This is a genomic window from Nocardia sp. NPDC050717, from assembly GCF_040654275.1.
Lineage (GTDB): Bacteria > Actinomycetota > Actinomycetes > Mycobacteriales > Mycobacteriaceae > Nocardia.
In genome coordinates this window covers 42,127-57,959 of sequence record NZ_JBFAHR010000008.1, presented here as the reverse complement: position 1 = coordinate 57,959, position 15,833 = coordinate 42,127, and the positions used below count along the sequence as shown (strand labels likewise).

The 15,833-nt window shown below is 70.6% G+C and carries 14 protein-coding genes; 5 read left to right on the top strand and 9 right to left on the bottom strand.

Annotation, left to right across the window (positions count from 1 at the left end; genetic code table 11):
* Positions 1-44: 44 nt before the first annotated feature.
* The 4 genes from AB0H56_RS17625 to AB0H56_RS17610 all read left to right on the top strand — a co-directional run bounded on the left by AB0H56_RS17625 (position 45) and on the right by AB0H56_RS17610 (position 6,287).
* Entirely contained in the window at positions 45-3,356 is a 3,312-nt protein-coding gene (locus AB0H56_RS17625; RefSeq protein ID WP_357163949.1) for a circularly permuted type 2 ATP-grasp protein, read from the top strand.
* Positions 3,353-4,243 carry a transglutaminase family protein gene (locus AB0H56_RS17620; protein WP_357163946.1) on the top strand — a complete coding sequence of 297 codons (891 nt, stop codon included), beginning with the start codon at positions 3,353-3,355 and terminating at the stop codon, positions 4,241-4,243. The genes AB0H56_RS17625 and AB0H56_RS17620 overlap by 4 nt, the downstream gene beginning before the upstream one ends.
* A 4-nt stretch (positions 4,244-4,247) precedes the next feature.
* Positions 4,248-5,297 (top strand): putative zinc-binding metallopeptidase, encoded by a 1,050-nt coding sequence (locus tag AB0H56_RS17615; protein WP_357163943.1) that lies wholly within the window; start codon positions 4,248-4,250, stop codon positions 5,295-5,297.
* 108 nt (positions 5,298-5,405) lie between these two features.
* Entirely contained in the window at positions 5,406-6,287 is an 882-nt protein-coding gene (locus AB0H56_RS17610; protein WP_357163940.1) for a bile acid:sodium symporter family protein, read from the top strand.
* A gap of 1 nt (position 6,288) precedes the next feature.
* On the opposite strand, the gene AB0H56_RS17605 is transcribed toward AB0H56_RS17610, so the two are convergent.
* The 9 genes from AB0H56_RS17605 to AB0H56_RS17565 all read right to left on the bottom strand — a co-directional run bounded on the left by AB0H56_RS17605 (position 6,289) and on the right by AB0H56_RS17565 (position 14,851).
* Positions 6,289-7,050 carry an ABC transporter ATP-binding protein gene (locus tag AB0H56_RS17605; RefSeq protein WP_357163937.1) on the bottom strand — a complete coding sequence of 254 codons (762 nt, stop codon included), beginning with the start codon at positions 7,048-7,050 and terminating at the stop codon, positions 6,289-6,291.
* The gene (locus tag AB0H56_RS17600; RefSeq protein ID WP_357163934.1) at positions 7,047-8,102 is read right to left on the bottom strand and encodes a glycine betaine ABC transporter substrate-binding protein; all 1,056 of its coding nucleotides are present in this window, start codon (positions 8,100-8,102) and stop codon (positions 7,047-7,049) included. Before AB0H56_RS17600 ends, AB0H56_RS17605 begins: the two co-directional genes overlap by 4 nt.
* Positions 8,099-8,884, bottom strand: a complete 786-nt coding sequence (locus tag AB0H56_RS17595; RefSeq protein WP_357164499.1) for an ABC transporter permease — start codon at positions 8,882-8,884, stop codon at positions 8,099-8,101. Before AB0H56_RS17595 ends, AB0H56_RS17600 begins: the two co-directional genes overlap by 4 nt.
* Positions 8,885-9,101: 217 nt before the next feature.
* Positions 9,102-9,461 carry a hypothetical protein gene (locus AB0H56_RS17590; protein ID WP_357163931.1) on the bottom strand — a complete coding sequence of 120 codons (360 nt, stop codon included), beginning with the start codon at positions 9,459-9,461 and terminating at the stop codon, positions 9,102-9,104.
* Positions 9,458-9,865 carry a hypothetical protein gene (locus AB0H56_RS17585; protein ID WP_357163928.1) on the bottom strand — a complete coding sequence of 136 codons (408 nt, stop codon included), beginning with the start codon at positions 9,863-9,865 and terminating at the stop codon, positions 9,458-9,460. The genes AB0H56_RS17590 and AB0H56_RS17585 overlap by 4 nt, the downstream gene beginning before the upstream one ends.
* Positions 9,866-9,966: 101 nt before the next feature.
* Positions 9,967-10,680, bottom strand: a complete 714-nt coding sequence (locus AB0H56_RS17580; protein WP_357163925.1) for a glutamine amidotransferase — start codon at positions 10,678-10,680, stop codon at positions 9,967-9,969.
* Positions 10,677-11,912, bottom strand: coding sequence for a MurT ligase domain-containing protein (locus tag AB0H56_RS17575; protein WP_357163922.1), 1,236 nt, complete (start codon positions 11,910-11,912; stop codon positions 10,677-10,679). Before AB0H56_RS17575 ends, AB0H56_RS17580 begins: the two co-directional genes overlap by 4 nt.
* A gap of 67 nt (positions 11,913-11,979) precedes the next feature.
* A complete protein-coding gene (locus AB0H56_RS17570; protein ID WP_357163919.1) occupies positions 11,980-13,731 on the bottom strand; it encodes an FAD-dependent oxidoreductase in 1,752 nt (583 codons plus the stop codon).
* Positions 13,732-13,921: 190 nt separating this feature from the next.
* Entirely contained in the window at positions 13,922-14,851 is a 930-nt protein-coding gene (locus tag AB0H56_RS17565; protein WP_357163916.1) for an EamA family transporter, read from the bottom strand.
* Positions 14,852-14,923: 72 nt separating this feature from the next.
* On the opposite strand from AB0H56_RS17565, the gene AB0H56_RS17560 reads away from it, so the two are divergent.
* Positions 14,924-15,823, top strand: a complete 900-nt coding sequence (locus AB0H56_RS17560; RefSeq protein WP_357163913.1) for a LysR family transcriptional regulator — start codon at positions 14,924-14,926, stop codon at positions 15,821-15,823.
* The last annotated feature ends 10 nt before the right edge of the window (positions 15,824-15,833 follow it).

Below are 15,833 nucleotides of genomic sequence, written 5' to 3'. Positions count from 1 at the left end.
CAATGTCCACCGCCCGACCACTCGCCGCGTAGGAGCAAGCAACGGTGCCTGACCGACGGGACACAGTGGGCCGCGAGACCGGCGGCGGGCGCGCCGCGGCGGCCGCCGCCGAGCAGTTCGCGCGGTACCGGTCCGAGAGCAAGGCGGTGGCGCGGTTCGACGAGTGCGGCAGGCCGACCCAGGGCTACTACGACGAACTGGTCGACGGGCGCGGGCGGGTGCGGTCGATGTGGTCGGAGCTGTCGGCCGACTTCGTCGACCAGGGCGTCGGCGGGCTCGGCAAGATCGACCTGCGGGTGCGCAGGCAGATCGAGGACGACGGCGTCACCTACACCGAGGTCGGCGCCGACGACACCATGACCGCGGCGCCATGGCGCCTGGATCCCATTCCGCTGCTGGTCTCCGCCGACGACTGGACCCGCCTGGAAACCGGCCTGGTCCAGCGCTCGCTCGTGCTCGACGAGGTGCTCACCGATGTGTACGGGCCGCGCAGGCTGCTGAGTTCGGGCCTGCTGCCGCCGGAGATCGTGTTCGGCAACACCGGGTATGTGCGGGCGGCGCACGGCATCACCATCCCCGGCACCCACCAGCTGTTCCTGCACGCCTGCGACATCAGCCGCTGGAGCGACGGGCAGTTCCGCGTGCTCGCCGACTGGGCGCAGGCGCCCTCGGGGGCCGGCTACGCCCTGGCCGATCGCAGGGTCGTCGCCTCGGCCATTCCCGAGGCGTTCGAGCATGCCGGACCGCGTCCGCTCACCCCGTTCGCCCGCGCGATGCGGTTGATGCTGGCGGAGGCGGCGCCCGAACTGGCCGACGGCGAGGAGCCGGTGGTCGTGGTGCTGAGCCCGGGCTCGTATTCCGAAACCGCTTTCGATCAGGCCTATCTCGCGCAGGTGCTCGGCTTCCCGCTCGTCGAGAGCGCCGACCTGGTGGTCCGCGACGGCGCCCTGTGGATGCGGTCGCTGGGCAGTCTGGAGCGGGTCGATGTGGTGTTGCGCCGCGTCGACGCCGAGTTCTCCGATCCGCTGGATCTACGCCCTGATTCGCGTCTCGGTGTGGTCGGGCTGGTCGAGGTGCTGCGGCGCGGGGCGGTGACGGTGGTCAACACGCTCGGTAGCGGGTTGCTGGAATCGCCCGCGCTGAGCGCCTTCCTGCCGCGGATCGCCCGCTCGGTCCTCGGCGCGGACTTGCTGCTCGACGGCACGCCCGCGTACTGGGGTGGCGACGACAGCGAGCGCTCCCATCTCGTCGCGCACCTCGGTGACCTGGTGATCCGTTCCGCCGTCGACGGGTCGACCATCTTCGGGCCGAGCCTGTCGGCCGCCGAGCGCACCGATCTGGCGGCCCGGATCGAGGCCGAACGGTGGAAGTGGGTCGGGCAGGAACCGGCCGAGTTCTCGGTGGCGCCCGCGATCGAGGGCGGCTCGGGGCTGGCGCCGGCGCCGGTCGGCATGCGGCTGTTCTCGATGGCCAGGCGCGGTGGGTACACCGCCATGTCGGGTGGGCTCGGCCAGCAGCGGATGCGGCTGGAACCGACCCGCAGCGTGATCAAGGTGGCCGCCAAGGACGTCTGGGTGCGCGCCGCTCCCGCCACCGCGCCCGCCGTCGGCAGCGAAGCGCCGCACGAGGACCGGTTGCGCCGGGCGATGCCGGTGGTCGAGGCGATCAGTTCCCCGCGCGTGCTCAACGACCTGTTCTGGATGGGCCGCTACAGCGAACGCGCCGAATCGATCGTGCGCCTGCTCGCCGCCACCCACGACGTCTACCAGGACTACCGCTACCGCCCCTGGCTCGACGGCGCCGAGGCCCTACCCATCCTGATGCGCGCCCTCTCGGTGACCACCGGCACCAACGCCCCGGAATCGGTGCTGCCCAACGGAACCGGCCAGCTCAGCAGCGTCGAGCCACCCGAATCCACCAACGAGGCTGTGCGCCCGCCGAATGAGGTGGTCGGCTCCGATTCGGTGCCTGGCTCCAATTCGGCGACCGGCTCAGCCGCCGCCGCTGACGGTGACGCGACGGCTGGCGCGGGCGGGGTGGTTGATGGTGTCGCAGCGGCTGGTGCGGCTGCCGATGGTGACGCGACGCCCGGCGCGAGCGCGGCCGCCGACGGTGCCGCAGCGGCGGGCGCTGATGGTGACGCGACGGCTGGCGCAGGCGCTGATGGTGACGCGACGGCCGGCGCGGGCGCTGACGCTGACGCGACGGCCGGCGCGGGCGCTGACGTGACAACCGGTGTCGCCGCTGATGGTGACGCGACGGCCGGCGCGGGCGCTGACGTGACAACCGGTGTCGCCGCTGATGGTGACGCGACGGCCGGCGCGGGCGCTGACGCTGACGCGACCGCCGGTGCTGAGGGTGGCGCGGTGTGGGAGCGGGGGACCAGTGCGCTCGCGCGTGCTCTGCGTACCACCGGGACCACTGCGGAGCGCGGCACGGATTCGGCGGGCAGCGACGAGCCGGGAGAGTCGGATGAGCCCCCGCGGCAGCCGCGCGGGAAGGCACGTGCGCGCGCCAAGCGGGGGCAGGCCCAACCGCGGGCGGTCGCGGGGGCCTCGGCGGAGGGGTACCACTACCTGGCCTCGCTCACCGGAGACCGGTATCTGCCCGGCTCGCTCTCGTACGCGGTGGATCACTACGGGTCGGCCGCGCGGGCGGTGCGCGATCAGCTCTCCGGTGACACCTGGATGATCATCGGCGCGGTCGACCGCGCGCTTGCCGAATTCCGTTCTGCCAGCAGTGAACAGGAGAACGCGCTGTCGGCGGTGCACTCGCTGACGTTGGCCGCGCTGCTGTCGCTGTCGGGGATCGGCGCGGAGTCGCTGGTGCGCGACACCGGCTGGTACGTCATGGACATCGGCAAGCGGATCGAGCGCGGGCTCGCCGTCACCGCGCTCGTCAATGCCGCGCTGGCGCAGGTGAATCCGCCGGAGGTGGAGCGGGTGGTGGCCGAGGCCGTCCTCACCGCCACCGAGTCGGCGGTGATCTACCGGCGCAGGCATCGCGGGTCGGCCCATGTCGGCGCACTCGCCGCGCTGCTGCTGTTCGACGCGGGCAATCCGCGTTCGCTGGTCTATCAGCTCGACCGGCTCGAGGCCGACTTCCAGGCGCTGCCAGGCGGTTCCGGCGCCTCCCGCTCGCAACGGCTGCTCGCCGACGCCCAGCGCATGCTGCGCCGCGTCGACCCGGACGACCTCGCGCACACCGACGCCGACGGCGTCCGCACCGAACTGGTGGAACTGCTGGAAGGGGTGCACTTGCGGCTGCGCAAGCTGTCGGAATCGTTCGAGGCGACGAAACTCGCGGTGCCGGTCAGCATCCAGCCGCTGTGGGGCAATACCAGGATGGTCGGATGAACAGGCGCTACCTGGTGACCCACCGCACCACCTACAGCTATTCCGACGAGGTCACCAGCTCCTACGGCCGCGCCTATCTGACGCCGCGCGAATTCGCGGGCCAACGGCTGCTCGAGCACGACATCCACATCGACCCGGTGCCCTCGGACCGTTCCGTCGGCACCGACGTCTACGGCAATACGACGACGTACTTCCACGTCACCGCGGAGCATCGGACACTCGAGGTGACCGGCGAGTCGCTCGTCGAGGTCGAGCGCCGGTCGACCCCCGACGGGGCCGATATCCCCTGGGAGGCAGCGCGTCCGACCACCGCGAGCGGACCGCTCGCGGTGGAGTTCACCCTCGACCTGCTGCCGCCCGAGATCACCGACGAGGTCACCGCGTACGCGGCGGAGAGCTTCGCGCCGGGCAGGCCGCTGCTCGCGGCGGTCACCGAACTGAACACCCGCATCCACCGCGACTTCCGTTACCGCTCCGGCTCGACCACGGTGAGCACCAGCGTCGCCGACGTGTTCGCCGCCCGCGAGGGCGTCTGCCAGGACTTCGCCCGCATCGGCGCCGCGTGCCTGCGTTCGCACGGTCTGGCCGCCCGCTACGTCTCGGGCTATCTCGCCACCGACCCGCCGCCGGGCAAGGAGCGCATGGTCGGCGTCGACGCCACCCATGCCTGGGCCGCGGTCTGGCTGCCGGGCACCGACGCGGGCGACCGCACCGGCGGCTGGATCGCCTTCGACCCCACCAACGACCAGTTCGCCGACGAGCGCTACGTCACCGCGGCGTGGGGTCGCGACTACCAGGATGTGCCGCCGCTGCGTGGCATCATCTACACCGACGCCAAACAGTCCACGATCACGGTCTCGGTCGATGTAGCCCCGGTGGAGGTGTAGTCCCTTGCGCGATTTCGTCTGCCCGAATTGTGGCCAGCAACTGGCTTTCGAGAATTCGGTGTGCCTGTCCTGCTCGAGCCCGCTCGGGTTCAGCCTGCGGGAGCGGGCGCTGGTGGTGATCGGCGACCCGCCCGGCGACGCGGCGATCGACCACGCGGGTGGCGTCGTCGACGGCGACCGCTTCCGCCTCTGCGACAACCTGCATGTGGCGCAGTGCAATTGGCTGGTGTCCACCGATGATCCCGCCGATGGGCCGACGCTGTGCGAGTCCTGCGCCCTCACCAGGACCAGGCCCAACGACAACGACGCCGAGGGTCTGGCCGCCTTCGCCGAGGCCGAGGCGGCCAAGCGCCGGCTGATCTTCGAGCTGGTCGAACTCGAGCTGCCGATCGTCGGCCGCGACGCCGATCCCGCGCACGGCCTTGCCTTCGACCTGCTCTCCAGCCGGACCGACGGGGTGCTCACCGGCCATCTCGACGGCGTCGTCACCCTCGATCTGGCCGAGGCCGACGACCCGCACCGCGAGCAACTGCGGATCGAGATGGCCGAGCCGTACCGGACGCTGCTCGGCCATTTCCGGCACGAGATCGGGCACTACTACTTCACCGTGCTGGTCGGCGGAGACGAAGAGCTGCAACGGTTCCGCGACCTGTTCGGCGACCCCTACGCCGACTACCAGGCCGCGCTCGACGCGCATTACGCCCAGGGCGCCCCGCCCGGCTGGGAGGACGACTACGTCTCCTCCTACGCCACCATGCACGCGGCCGAGGACTGGGCCGAGACCTTCGCACACTACCTGCACATCCGCGACACCCTCGACACCGCCGCCGCCTTCGGCTTCGCGCCCGCCGGTGCCACCCTGGATCGCCCGCAGGTGGGCCGCGCCGGTTTCGACAAGATCATCGAGCTGTGGCTGCCGCTGGCCTGGTCGCTGAACATGGTGAACCGCTCGATGGGGCACGACGACCTGTACCCCTTCGTCCTCCCGGAGCGGGTGCTGGAGAAGATGCGCTTCGTGCACGAGCTGTGTGAGCGGAGTTCGGTGCCCGCCTAGCGATTTCGCCGTTCCACTGCGACGTGGGTCACAGCTGGCTACTCTCATTGTTGAGACGAGCGCGTCTCAAGCTGGGTCGCGGGCCCGGACTGCTCGATGAGGATGGCTATGAACTCACCCCTGGTTTCCGTCGGCCTGCCCCTGGCTCTGGTCGTGATCATGTTCGGCCTCGGGCTCTCGCTCACGCCCGCCGACTTCACCCGGATCGCGAAGAGCCCGCGCATCGTCGCCATCGCCCTGCTCTGCCAGCTGATCGCGCTCCCGGCCGTGGCCTTCGGGCTGGTGCTGCTGTTCGATCTGCCCGCCGTCCTCGCCGTGGGCATGATGCTGCTCGCCGCCTCGCCGGGCGGGACGACGGCGAATCTGTTCAGTCACCTGTTCCGCGGCGATGTCGCGCTGAACGTGTCGCTGACGGCGGTCAATTCGATCATCGCGGTCGTCACCCTGCCGCTGGTCACCAACTTCGCGATCGGCTACTTCGAGCCCGCCGACGGTGGCGGGTCGGTGGGCCTGCAGTTCGGCAAGGTCGTGCAGGTGTTCGCGATCGTGCTCGTCCCGGTCGCGGTCGGCATGCTGGTGCGCCGCTGGTCGGCCGCGTTCGCCGACCGGATGGACCGTCCGGTGCGCATCGGGTCCGCGCTCACCCTGCTGCTGGTGATCGTCGGCACGATCATCGCCGAATCCGACACCCTGGCCGATTCGCTCGGCCAGGTCGGGGCGATCACCGTGCTGTTCTGCCTGATCAGCCTCGCCCTCGGCTACCTCGTGCCGCGCCTGCTCGGCGTGCCGGAACGCCAGGCCATCGCCTGCTCGATGGAGGTGGGCATCCACAACAGCACGATCGCCATCACCATCGCCATCAGCGTCCTGGACAGCACCGAGCTGGCCGTGCCCGCCGCCGTGTACGGCGTGCTGATGTTCCCGATCGCCGCCGCGTTCGGCTACCTGATCACCCGGGGTCGGTCCAGGGCGGTGGTCGCCGCCGAGTGAGTCAGGCGGCGTAGATGTGACGCGCCAATTCGTCGCGCAGCGCGGCGAATTCGGGGTGCGCGCGGATCGTCTCGAAGTCGTCGTCGGCGGCTTTGAAGGTGGGCGAGGTGTCGTGGACGATCCGGCCGGGCGCCATCACCAGGATGCGCGTGCCGAGCAGCACCGCCTCCTCGATGCCGTGGGTGACGAACAGGATCGTCTTGTCGCCACCGCGCCAGAGCGCGCGCAGTTCGCGCTGGAGCCGCTCCCTGGTGAGGGCGTCGAGCGCGCCGAACGGTTCGTCCATGAGCACGATGCCCGGATCGTTCACCAGCACGCGCGCGATCTGCGCGCGCTGTTGCTGTCCGCCGGAGAGCTCGTAGGGCCTGCGATCACCGAGCTGGTCCAGCCCGACCAGTGCCAGCAATCGCTGGGCCTCGGCGCGGCGCGTCGCCCTGTCCACCCCGCGGACCTTCGGACCGAACTCCACATTGCCGCGCACCGACAGCCACGGATAGAGATTCGCCTGCTGGAACACCACGCCGCGATCCGGATCGGGACCGTCGACGACGCGGTCACCCACCCGCACCTCGCCCGCGGAGGGCGCGAGGAATCCGGCCAGGATGTTGAGCAGCGTCGACTTGCCGCAGCCGGAAGGGCCGACCACACAGACGAATTCGCCGGGTTCGATGGTGAGATCGGTCGGCGCGAGCACCTCGACCTCACCCTCGGGACCGGGGTAGCTCTTGCGCACCCCGGTCAGCGTCACCCGCTCGGCGCTCACCCCGCCGCACCCCTCGCGGGCGCCACCGCGATGCCGTCGCGGTACTGCTGTTCGCTGCCGACGGCGGCGATGCCGCCCTGGCTCAGCAGGAAGCCCGCGGTGCCGGCGAGGTCGGCGGCGAATCCGCCACCCAGGTAGCGCGGGTCAGCCTGCTCGGCGGCGGTCAGATACCGGTAGCCCGCCAGCTGCGGCGTGACCTTGTCCGGCGCGATGCCCAGCTGGGCGCCGATGGAGACGGCCGCCGCGGCCTTGTCGGTGGTGATCTGCTCGACGGCGTAGCTCTGCAGCTTCGCCCAGGTGACAGCGAAGGCGGCGTTGTCGGCGAGGAACTTCTTGTCGGCGATCGCGACGTCGAAGGTCGGCGCCCCGGCGGCCGCGGTCTCGGCGCTGGTGGTGATCACCGTGCCGCCCGCCGCCGTGAGCTTGGACAGGGTGGGATCCCACACCCAGGCCGCGTCGATCTGATCGCCCTGCCACGCACCGGGAATCGCCTCCGGTTGCAGATTGATCAGCTCCACCTGACCGGTGAGACCGGCTCTGTCCAGCGCCGCGAGCAGGCTGTAGTGCGAGGTGCTGCCGAACGGCGTGGCGATGCGCTTGCCCTTGAGCCCGGCCAGATCCGACTTCTGCTTGGCGACCAGCGATTCCGAGGCGCCGATCACGTCGTGGATCCATACGACCTGCACCGGCAGGTTCAGCGGTGCCGACAGCGCCTTGGTCGCCGGACTCGAGCCGAGTGTGCCGATGTCCAGGCTGCCTGCGCCGAACGCCTGCACCACGTCGGCGCCGGAGGCGAACTGACTCCAGGTGATCTTCGCGTTGGGCAGGCAGGCCTGCAGCAGGTTGCGGTCCTTCACCAGCAGGTCACCGTTGGGGATGGCCTGGAACCCGAGCCGGACCGTGCTGGTGACGCTCGGATCGGCGGCGAACGGGCAGCTCGCCGCGCCCTGGCCGGTGTCCGCGCGGCCGGATTCCACACAGCCGGCGGTGACCGCGAGAACGGCGGAGAGCGCGGCCGCGGTCGCCACGACCTTGCGCACAGTGGTTGTCATGCTTTGCCTTTCCAGGGGACGACTCTGGCGCCGATGAACGCGATCACCGCGTCCAGCAGCAGTGCCGCCACGCCGATCACGATGATGCAGGCGATGGTGAGCGGCGTATTCAATTGCGTGCCCGCGATATACGCGAGCCCGCCGATGCCGGGGATACCGTTGTTGAGTTCGGCGGCGACGACCGTCGTCCAGGCGAACGCGGTCGCGATCCGGATGCCGCTGAGCACGTTCGGCAGCGTCGCGGGCAGCACGACGAGCGAAACCACCTGGGCGCGACGGGCTCCCAGGGAGCGCGCGGCATGGAGGTAGTCCTGCTTCACGCCGAGCACCCCGTCCAGGGTGGCGATCGCGATCGGCGGGAACGCGGCCAGGAACAGCAGCCAGATCTTGGAGGTGTCACCGATGCCGAACCACACGATCAGCAGACCGATGTAGCCGAGCGGCGGCAGGGCGCGCAGGAAGTTCAGCACCGGCTCGGCCACCCAGCGCACCGGCGCGACCATGCCCATCACGAACCCCACCAGCGGACCGAGCAGAATCGCCGCGCCCACCCCGACCGCGATCCGCTGCAGGCTCGCCAGCAGATGTTCCCAGAGGTAGTAGCCCTGCTCGCCGATGACGAACCGGTCAACCCCGTCGGCGATCCGGTGCCGGGTGTTGGCCCGCACGAACGCGTCCCACACGGCACCCGGCGACGGCAGATACAGCGGATCCACCACCCCGACCGCCGAGATCACCGTCCACCCGGCCAGCACGAGCCCCACCGCGACCACCGAGGCCAGCGCCCGCCGCCCCCGCCGCGGCCCGGCCGTCCGGGTGACCTTGGCCCCGAGACCCCGCGCCCCCGCCGTCTCGATCAGCACTCCGGTCACGCCCGCACTCCTGCTCCTCGGTGCCCCGGCCGATGCGCCCGACACAACGAGACCCGACGCTATCGGCGCAGGTAGCGACTCCGGGAGGGTAAAAGTCGCCGTGAGCGGAAGTCGGACCTGCCGAGCGCTAGTCGGTTTCCTTCGGGTGGCTCGGCATGCAGCGTTCCAAGAGGACACGTCCCGCGGTGCGACTGCCCTTGGGCGCGTGGTCGACGAAGTACCAGAGCCGACCGCCGTCGGAGAACTTGTACTGGAATCGCTCGAAGGTGCGCCCCTGGTACCGGCCGTACCGCAGGTCCGCCTTGAGCGGGTAGAGCCGGGCCGAGACGGCTTCAGGCTCGCGAGTGAGCTGGTCCCACGCGTCGACCATCGCGTTGCGAGCCGCCGCGAGGCAGTCGGTCCAGCCCTTCTGTGCCTGGCTGGTGATGAAGACGAGTTCGAATTCCGCCCGCTTCAGTGGTCGGGGTACGTCGGAACGGCGGCTCACTCCGGTTCCCCTGGAGCAACTGCTGCTTCAGGGTCTTCGAGGTAGTGCAGGTCCGAACCGTCGATGGCGATCGCCGGGTCGGCGTACGCGCGTGCCGTCTCTTTCCAGGATTCGAGTGTGGTGCTCAGTCGGTCGACCCGGCCGACTGACAGTCCCCCGCGCGCGATCGCGAGGAACTCGCCGACGAACTCGATCCGGGCGGTTTCGGGTAGAAGCTCGAGCCACGGGAAGACAACGGCTAGGCGGGACACCATTCGTTCGAGCAGCTCATCGTCCATCGCGACGGTGAGCAACTGCATCAGTACGCCGAGCGCGTCGGCCGCCGCCGCCTCCGTGTCCGCGCTCGACAGCCGGACCGGCGGCGCCGACCGGCGAACGAGGATCACGTCGCCGTTGGCTTCCATCTCCTCGATGATCCGATTCGGGTCGCGCAGGAACTCGGACCAGGTGGCTGTCGCGCTCATACCACCAGTATGTCAGAACTAGTTCAGATATAGATGTCCGATCACGCCCGCAGGCGTTCGCGGCGGAGGCGGTCGACGATCGGGAGGTCGAGGGGGACGAGGTCGGTGGTGGGGATGCCGAGGGCTCGGGCGATGAGGAGGTCGGCGAGTTCGGGGTTGCGGGCCAGGGCGGGGCCGTGCAGGTAGGTGCCGATGACCGAGCCCTGGACGACGCCCTCGGTGCCGTCGCCGACACCGTTGCCGACACCGCGGGTCACCTTGGCCAGCGGGGCGGCGTCGGCGCCGAGCAGGGTGCCGCCGCGGTGGTTCTCGAAGCCGGTCAGCGGGGCCTTCAGGCCGTCCAGGACGGGCGAGGTGGTGACCTCGCCGATCGCGCGGGTGGCCTGGGGTGAGGTGGTGACGTCGAAAAGGCCGACACCGTCGACCTTTTCGCCCGAGGACGTCTCGTACCAGTTGCCGAGGACCTGGATGGCCGCGCAGATCGCGAGCACGGGGGCGCCCTTGGCGGCGGCCTGCTGCAGGCCGGGGTACTTCTGCAGGTGGCGGGTGGCCAGGCGCTGCGCGGAGTCCTCGGCGCCACCGAGGGTGTAGATGTCGAAGGAGTCGGGGACCGGATCGGCGAGGGTGATGTCGATGATCTCGGCCTCGTAGCCGCGCATGCGCAGCCGCTGCCGCAGGACCAGCGCGTTGCCGCCGTCGCCGTAGGTGCCCATCACGTCGGGCAGGACGAGGCCGATGCGGATGGTGTCGCTCACGCGCGGCCCTCCAGGTCACGGTTGAGATCGCGGAACGCGGTGTAGTTGGCCAGCACCTCGACGTGCCCGGCCGGGCAGGACTCGATCGCGCGCAGCGGATTCGGCACCACGGTGTGCTCCACCCCGGCGTAGGTCAGGCGGACCGCGAGGTCGGTGGCGCGCTCGCCGGCGGCCACCACCTGCACGCCTTCGAAGTGCTCGAACCGCACGTCCCACAGCCAGGACAGGTCCTCGCCGTCGGGCACCTGCCCGTTCACCGCGATCACCAGACCTGCCGAGGCCGGGTCGATCATCGACAGCGCCTCCTGCCAGCCCGCGGGGTTCTTCGCCAGCAGCAGCCGGGCGTCGTGCTCGCCGACGGTGACGGTGCGGTACCGGCCCGCGATCTCGCGCACGGTCCCGGTGGCATCGGTGGCCTTGACCGGCTCGGCGCCCATGGCCACCGCCGCGGCCACGGCCTGCGCCGCGTTGCCGCGGTTCGCGCGGCCGGGCAGCGCCAGGTGCAGGGGCGCGCGGAAACCGTCCGGGCCGCAGAGGTCTTCGCCCTCGAGCCACCAATCCGGTTGCGGGCGATGGAAATCGGCGCCGGTGGAGCGCCAGTTCTCGCCCTCCCAGAGAATCGGCTCGCCACTGCGCGGGCAGCTGGTAGCGTCGACGGCCCAGCCGCTGCCCGCCGCCACCCAGACCACATTGGGGTGGTCGTAGGCGATGGACGCGACGAGCACGTCGTCGCAGTTGGCGACGACCACGGTGTCGGGATGCCTGGCCAGGCCCGCGCGCAGCTTGCGCTCGATCATGTTGATCTCGCCGACGCGGTCGAGCTGATCGCGGCTCAGGTTCAGCAGCACCACGGCCGACGGGTCGAGCGCGTCGCAGACGTGCGGCAGGTGCAGTTCGTCGACCTCGATCGCGGCCAGCGGCACCCCCTGGTGCACGCTCAGCGCGGCGACGATGCCCGCGTCCATGTTGGCGCCGTCGGCCTGGGTGGCGACCCGGCCGAGGGTGCCCAGCGCCGCGGTGGTCATCCGCGTGGTCGTCGACTTGCCGTTGGTGCCGGTGATCAGCACCGTCCGCCTGCCGCGCCCGAGCTGCGTCATGATCGTCGGATCGATCTTCAACGCGATCAGGCCGCCGATCATCGAACCCTTGCCGCGGCCCGCCTTCTGCGAGGCCCACGACGCTGCCGCCGCCGCTCGCAAAGCCAGGCGCCCACGCACCGAGATGTCTGCCACGCCGCGAGTCTATGTGCGCCGTGTTACGGGCCGGGTAGGGGAGCGGTGTGAGGTGCGTCGGCGCAGGTCAGACCGGCTCGTCGAACATGTTCGGCAGGCCGGCGGCGTAACGGTCGGCGTCGATGCGGCGCAGCGGCTCCAGTTCGGGCGTGCGGCGCAGCCGGAAGGTGCGGCAGCGCTCGGCCCCCGACCCGGCGACGTCGAGCAGCGCGTTCACCGCCGCGCGCGCGGATTCGTTGGCGCCCTCCATGGTCGCCAGGTCGACGTCGGTGCGCACGTAATCACCGGCGAGGAACAGATTCTCGATCGAGCCGTGCGGTTCGGGCCGCGCGTCCCACGAGCCCGCGGTGTTGATCAGCAGCGGATCGGCGTTGGTATTGCGCTCGCCCTGCCAGGTGATGCCGGGGTCGAGGAACCACGAATGTACGTCGGCGGGGCGCAGCAGCTGTTCGCGATCGTTGAGGTGGGCGCTGAGCTGGGCCCACACCTCGCGGAAGATCTCCTCGTGCGTGCACACCTCGGCGGGCTTGCCGAACAGCACGCCGGGAGTGTGCCAGTCGGAGATGTCGACCGAGAGGCAATCGGCCACCGTGCCGTCGCCGAAGGACGGCAGTTTGCGCGTCCACAGCTGGTTCTGGCTGATCGAGGTGAGCGACCACGGCGAGTCGACGAAGGCGGCGTGCCCGCGCGAGATATGCAGTGGCGTGCGGAAATAGATCTGGATGCCGTTCATCCAGTCGACGAACAGGCGCTCGGTGGCCGCCAGTTCCGGCGCCAGTTCGAGTACCCGCGCCGACCACAGCTTCCTGGCCTGCTCCACGGGGAGGGCCAGCACGAAATAGTCCGCCTCGACGGTGCCCGCCCCGGCGATCCTGGCCGCGCCGATCCGCTTGTCCCGCACCACGAGTTCCTCGACCCGCGCGCCGAGTTCGAAGCGAACGCCGAGCCCGCGCAGATGCTCGACCCAGGGATCGATCCAGGCGATGTTGGTCGCGTTGTTCAGCACCCGGTCCAGGCCGCCGTCGTTGCCGAGGCCGAGCGGATTGCCGAGGAACTGCTCGCCCATGCTGCCGATGGTCCGCGTGCTGGCCAGATTCTCCTTGGCCGCGACCATGATGCTGGTGAGCGAGCGCGACACGATCGCGCGGAACTCGTGCGAGCGCTCGTGCCCGTGCACGAAGTCCTGCCAGGAGGTGTGTTCCCACTGCCCGAACCGGCGCGCGTCGCAACTGCTGTTGAAGACCAGCAGCCGGTTGGCGAAGTAGGCGGCCTCGGCAGGCGGCATCTTCGAGCCCGTGGCGATGGTCGCGGCGAGGGTCTCCCTGATCGCGTCGGGATGGAAGTTCGCTCCGGTGAAGCTGCCTGGCAGGGCCAGGGAGATGTCGTCGCCGTCGCGGCGGGAGAATCTGGCCTCCGGCACGCTGAGCAGGTTGTTCCAGACGCCGTCGGGGTTGCCCGCGACGGGGATGCGGCGCATGGTGTCGGGCAGGTTCTGATAGAAGCCGGGGAAGAACCGGAATCCGTGCTCGCCGGGCAGATCGGGTCGGCCGTCGCGGCCGGTGCCGGGCACGGCCACGCTGCGTGCCTTGCCGCCGAGCGCCCTCGCCTCGTAGACGGTCACCTCGAAACCGCGTTCGGCCAGTTCGTGGGCGGCGGTCAGCCCGGCGACACCGCCGCCGAGCACGGCGACCCTGCGTCCGGGTGGTGCGCCGAGCGCGATCCCGGACGCGCCCGCGACAGCCCCCGCCGATACCACCCCCGCCGCGACCGTGCCGCGGAGAAAGGTTCTCCGCGAGACGGGCAACCGCTGTTCCGCCATACGCTGTTCAGCTGCCTTGCTCGTGTTTTGCCTGCTGTTTGCTCACACTCTAGAGCGCGGCGAAGACCTGGCTGTGACGACCTGTCGCGTCGTTCACCCGCGCCCGAAACCGACCGGTCGCGCGGATAACGGCTCGCGCGATCGGTCACATGCTAGCCAGCACCCCTGCGGTCAGAGGCGGAATTGGACGTCAGACCTGGACGAGGCTCGGTTCGGGCGTCTGCTTCGGCGCACGGCCGATCGTGCGGGTGGTCGTCGCGGCGAAGGCGCCCGCGATGACGATCACCCCGCCGATCAGCGCCGCCGCCGACGGCTCCTCGCCGAACACCGCCCACGCGGCGGCGATGCCGACCACCGGCACGAGCAGGGACAACGGCGCGACGGTGCCCGCCGGATAGCGGCTCATCAGGTACGTCCACAGGCCGGACCCGCACACCGTGGCGAGAACCGCGATGTAGGCGAGCGCGGCCAGCGCGGGCAGCCCGTCGCTCGAGGTGACCGCGGCGCCGAGCGCGCGGAATCCGGTGTCAGGCCCCTCGACAGCCATGGACAACGCGAGCAGCGGCAGCACCGGCACCACCGACATCCACAGGGTGAGGTGCAGCGGGTCGAAGCCGGGTGAGTCGGCGCCGGCCTGCCGGGCGCCGATATTGCCGAAGGCCCAGCCCAGCCCGCCCGCCAGCGTGAGCAGCACCGGCAGCAGGGTCGCGTTCGCCAGCCGGTCGGCCCCGATGACGACCATGCCGAGCACCGCCACCGCGAGCCCGGCGACCTGAACCGGCCGCAGTCGTTCGCGCAGCAGCACCGCGCCGAGCACCACCGTGAACGGCGCCGAGGACTGCAGCACCAGCGAGGCGAGGCCGGTCGGCATGCCCACCCGCATGGCGGTGAACAGGAACGCGAACTGGAGAATGCCGAACCCGGTGCCGTAGAGCAGCAGCCAGCGCGTGCGCACGGCCGGGCGCGGAATGAAGACGAGCACGGGAACCGCGATGACGGCGAACCGCAGCGCGGCGAAGAAGAAAGGCGGGAAGTGATCGAGGCCGATGCGGATGGCCAGGAAGTTCAGGCCCCAGAGCACGACGACGGTCAGTCCGAGCAGGCGGTCGCGGGTGGTCACGCATTCATCGTGCGGGCCGCTGAAGGTTCAGGACAATCTAATAAAAGTGGATTGATGAAGTAGTTTTACTTCATGTTCTCCATCGAGCGGTTGCGGATCCTGCGGGAGCTGGCCGACCGGGGCACCGTGGCCGCCGTGGCCGAAACGCTGTCGATGACCCCGTCGGCGGTGTCGCAACAGTTGAAGGTGCTCGCCAGGGAAGCGGGCGTCGCCCTGCTCGAACCCGACGGCCGCCGGGTCCGGCTCACCGACGCGGGCCACGCGCTGGTCCTGCGCGCCGACGACGTGCTCGCCGCGATGGAACGGGCCACCGCCGAGATGGCGCACTACCGCGGCTCGCCGCGCGGACAGGTGCGGGTGGGGCTGTTCCCGTCCGGCGCCGCGCTGCTGCTGCCGCCGGTGCTCACGGCGCTCGCCGACAGCGGCGTGGAGATCGTCGCGGGCGACGAGGACCTGCCGCCCTCGACCGCGGGAAAACTGCTGGCCGACTACGACATCGTGCTCACGCATCGCGACGAGCGGGCGCCCTCACCCGCCGGGCCCCGGCTCTCGGCGCGGGTGCTGATGCGCGAGCCGATCGACGTCGTCGTCGCGCCGACGCATCCGCTGGCGGGCCGGGCGTCGGTGCGGCCGGAGGAACTCGCCGAGGAGACCTGGGTGAGCGTGCGCGGCGGGTTCCCGGTGGACGACGTGCTGAACTCGATCGCCACCGTCACCGGGGTGCGTCCCCGGATCGCTCAGCGGCTCAACGACTTCCGGGTGATCGAGACGGTGGTCGCGTCCGGCTACGGTGTCGCGCTGATGCCGAGGTACGCCGTGGCCCACCCCGAGCTGTCGGTGCTGCGACTGGCCGGGGTGCGCGCGGCGCGGGTGTACGAGATCCTCACCCGGCCGCAGGCGCACCGCCGACCGGCGATCGCCGCGGTCCTCGAGGCGTTCGAAAACGCGGCACGCGCGGTCAGCGCGAACTGACCGCGCGGTT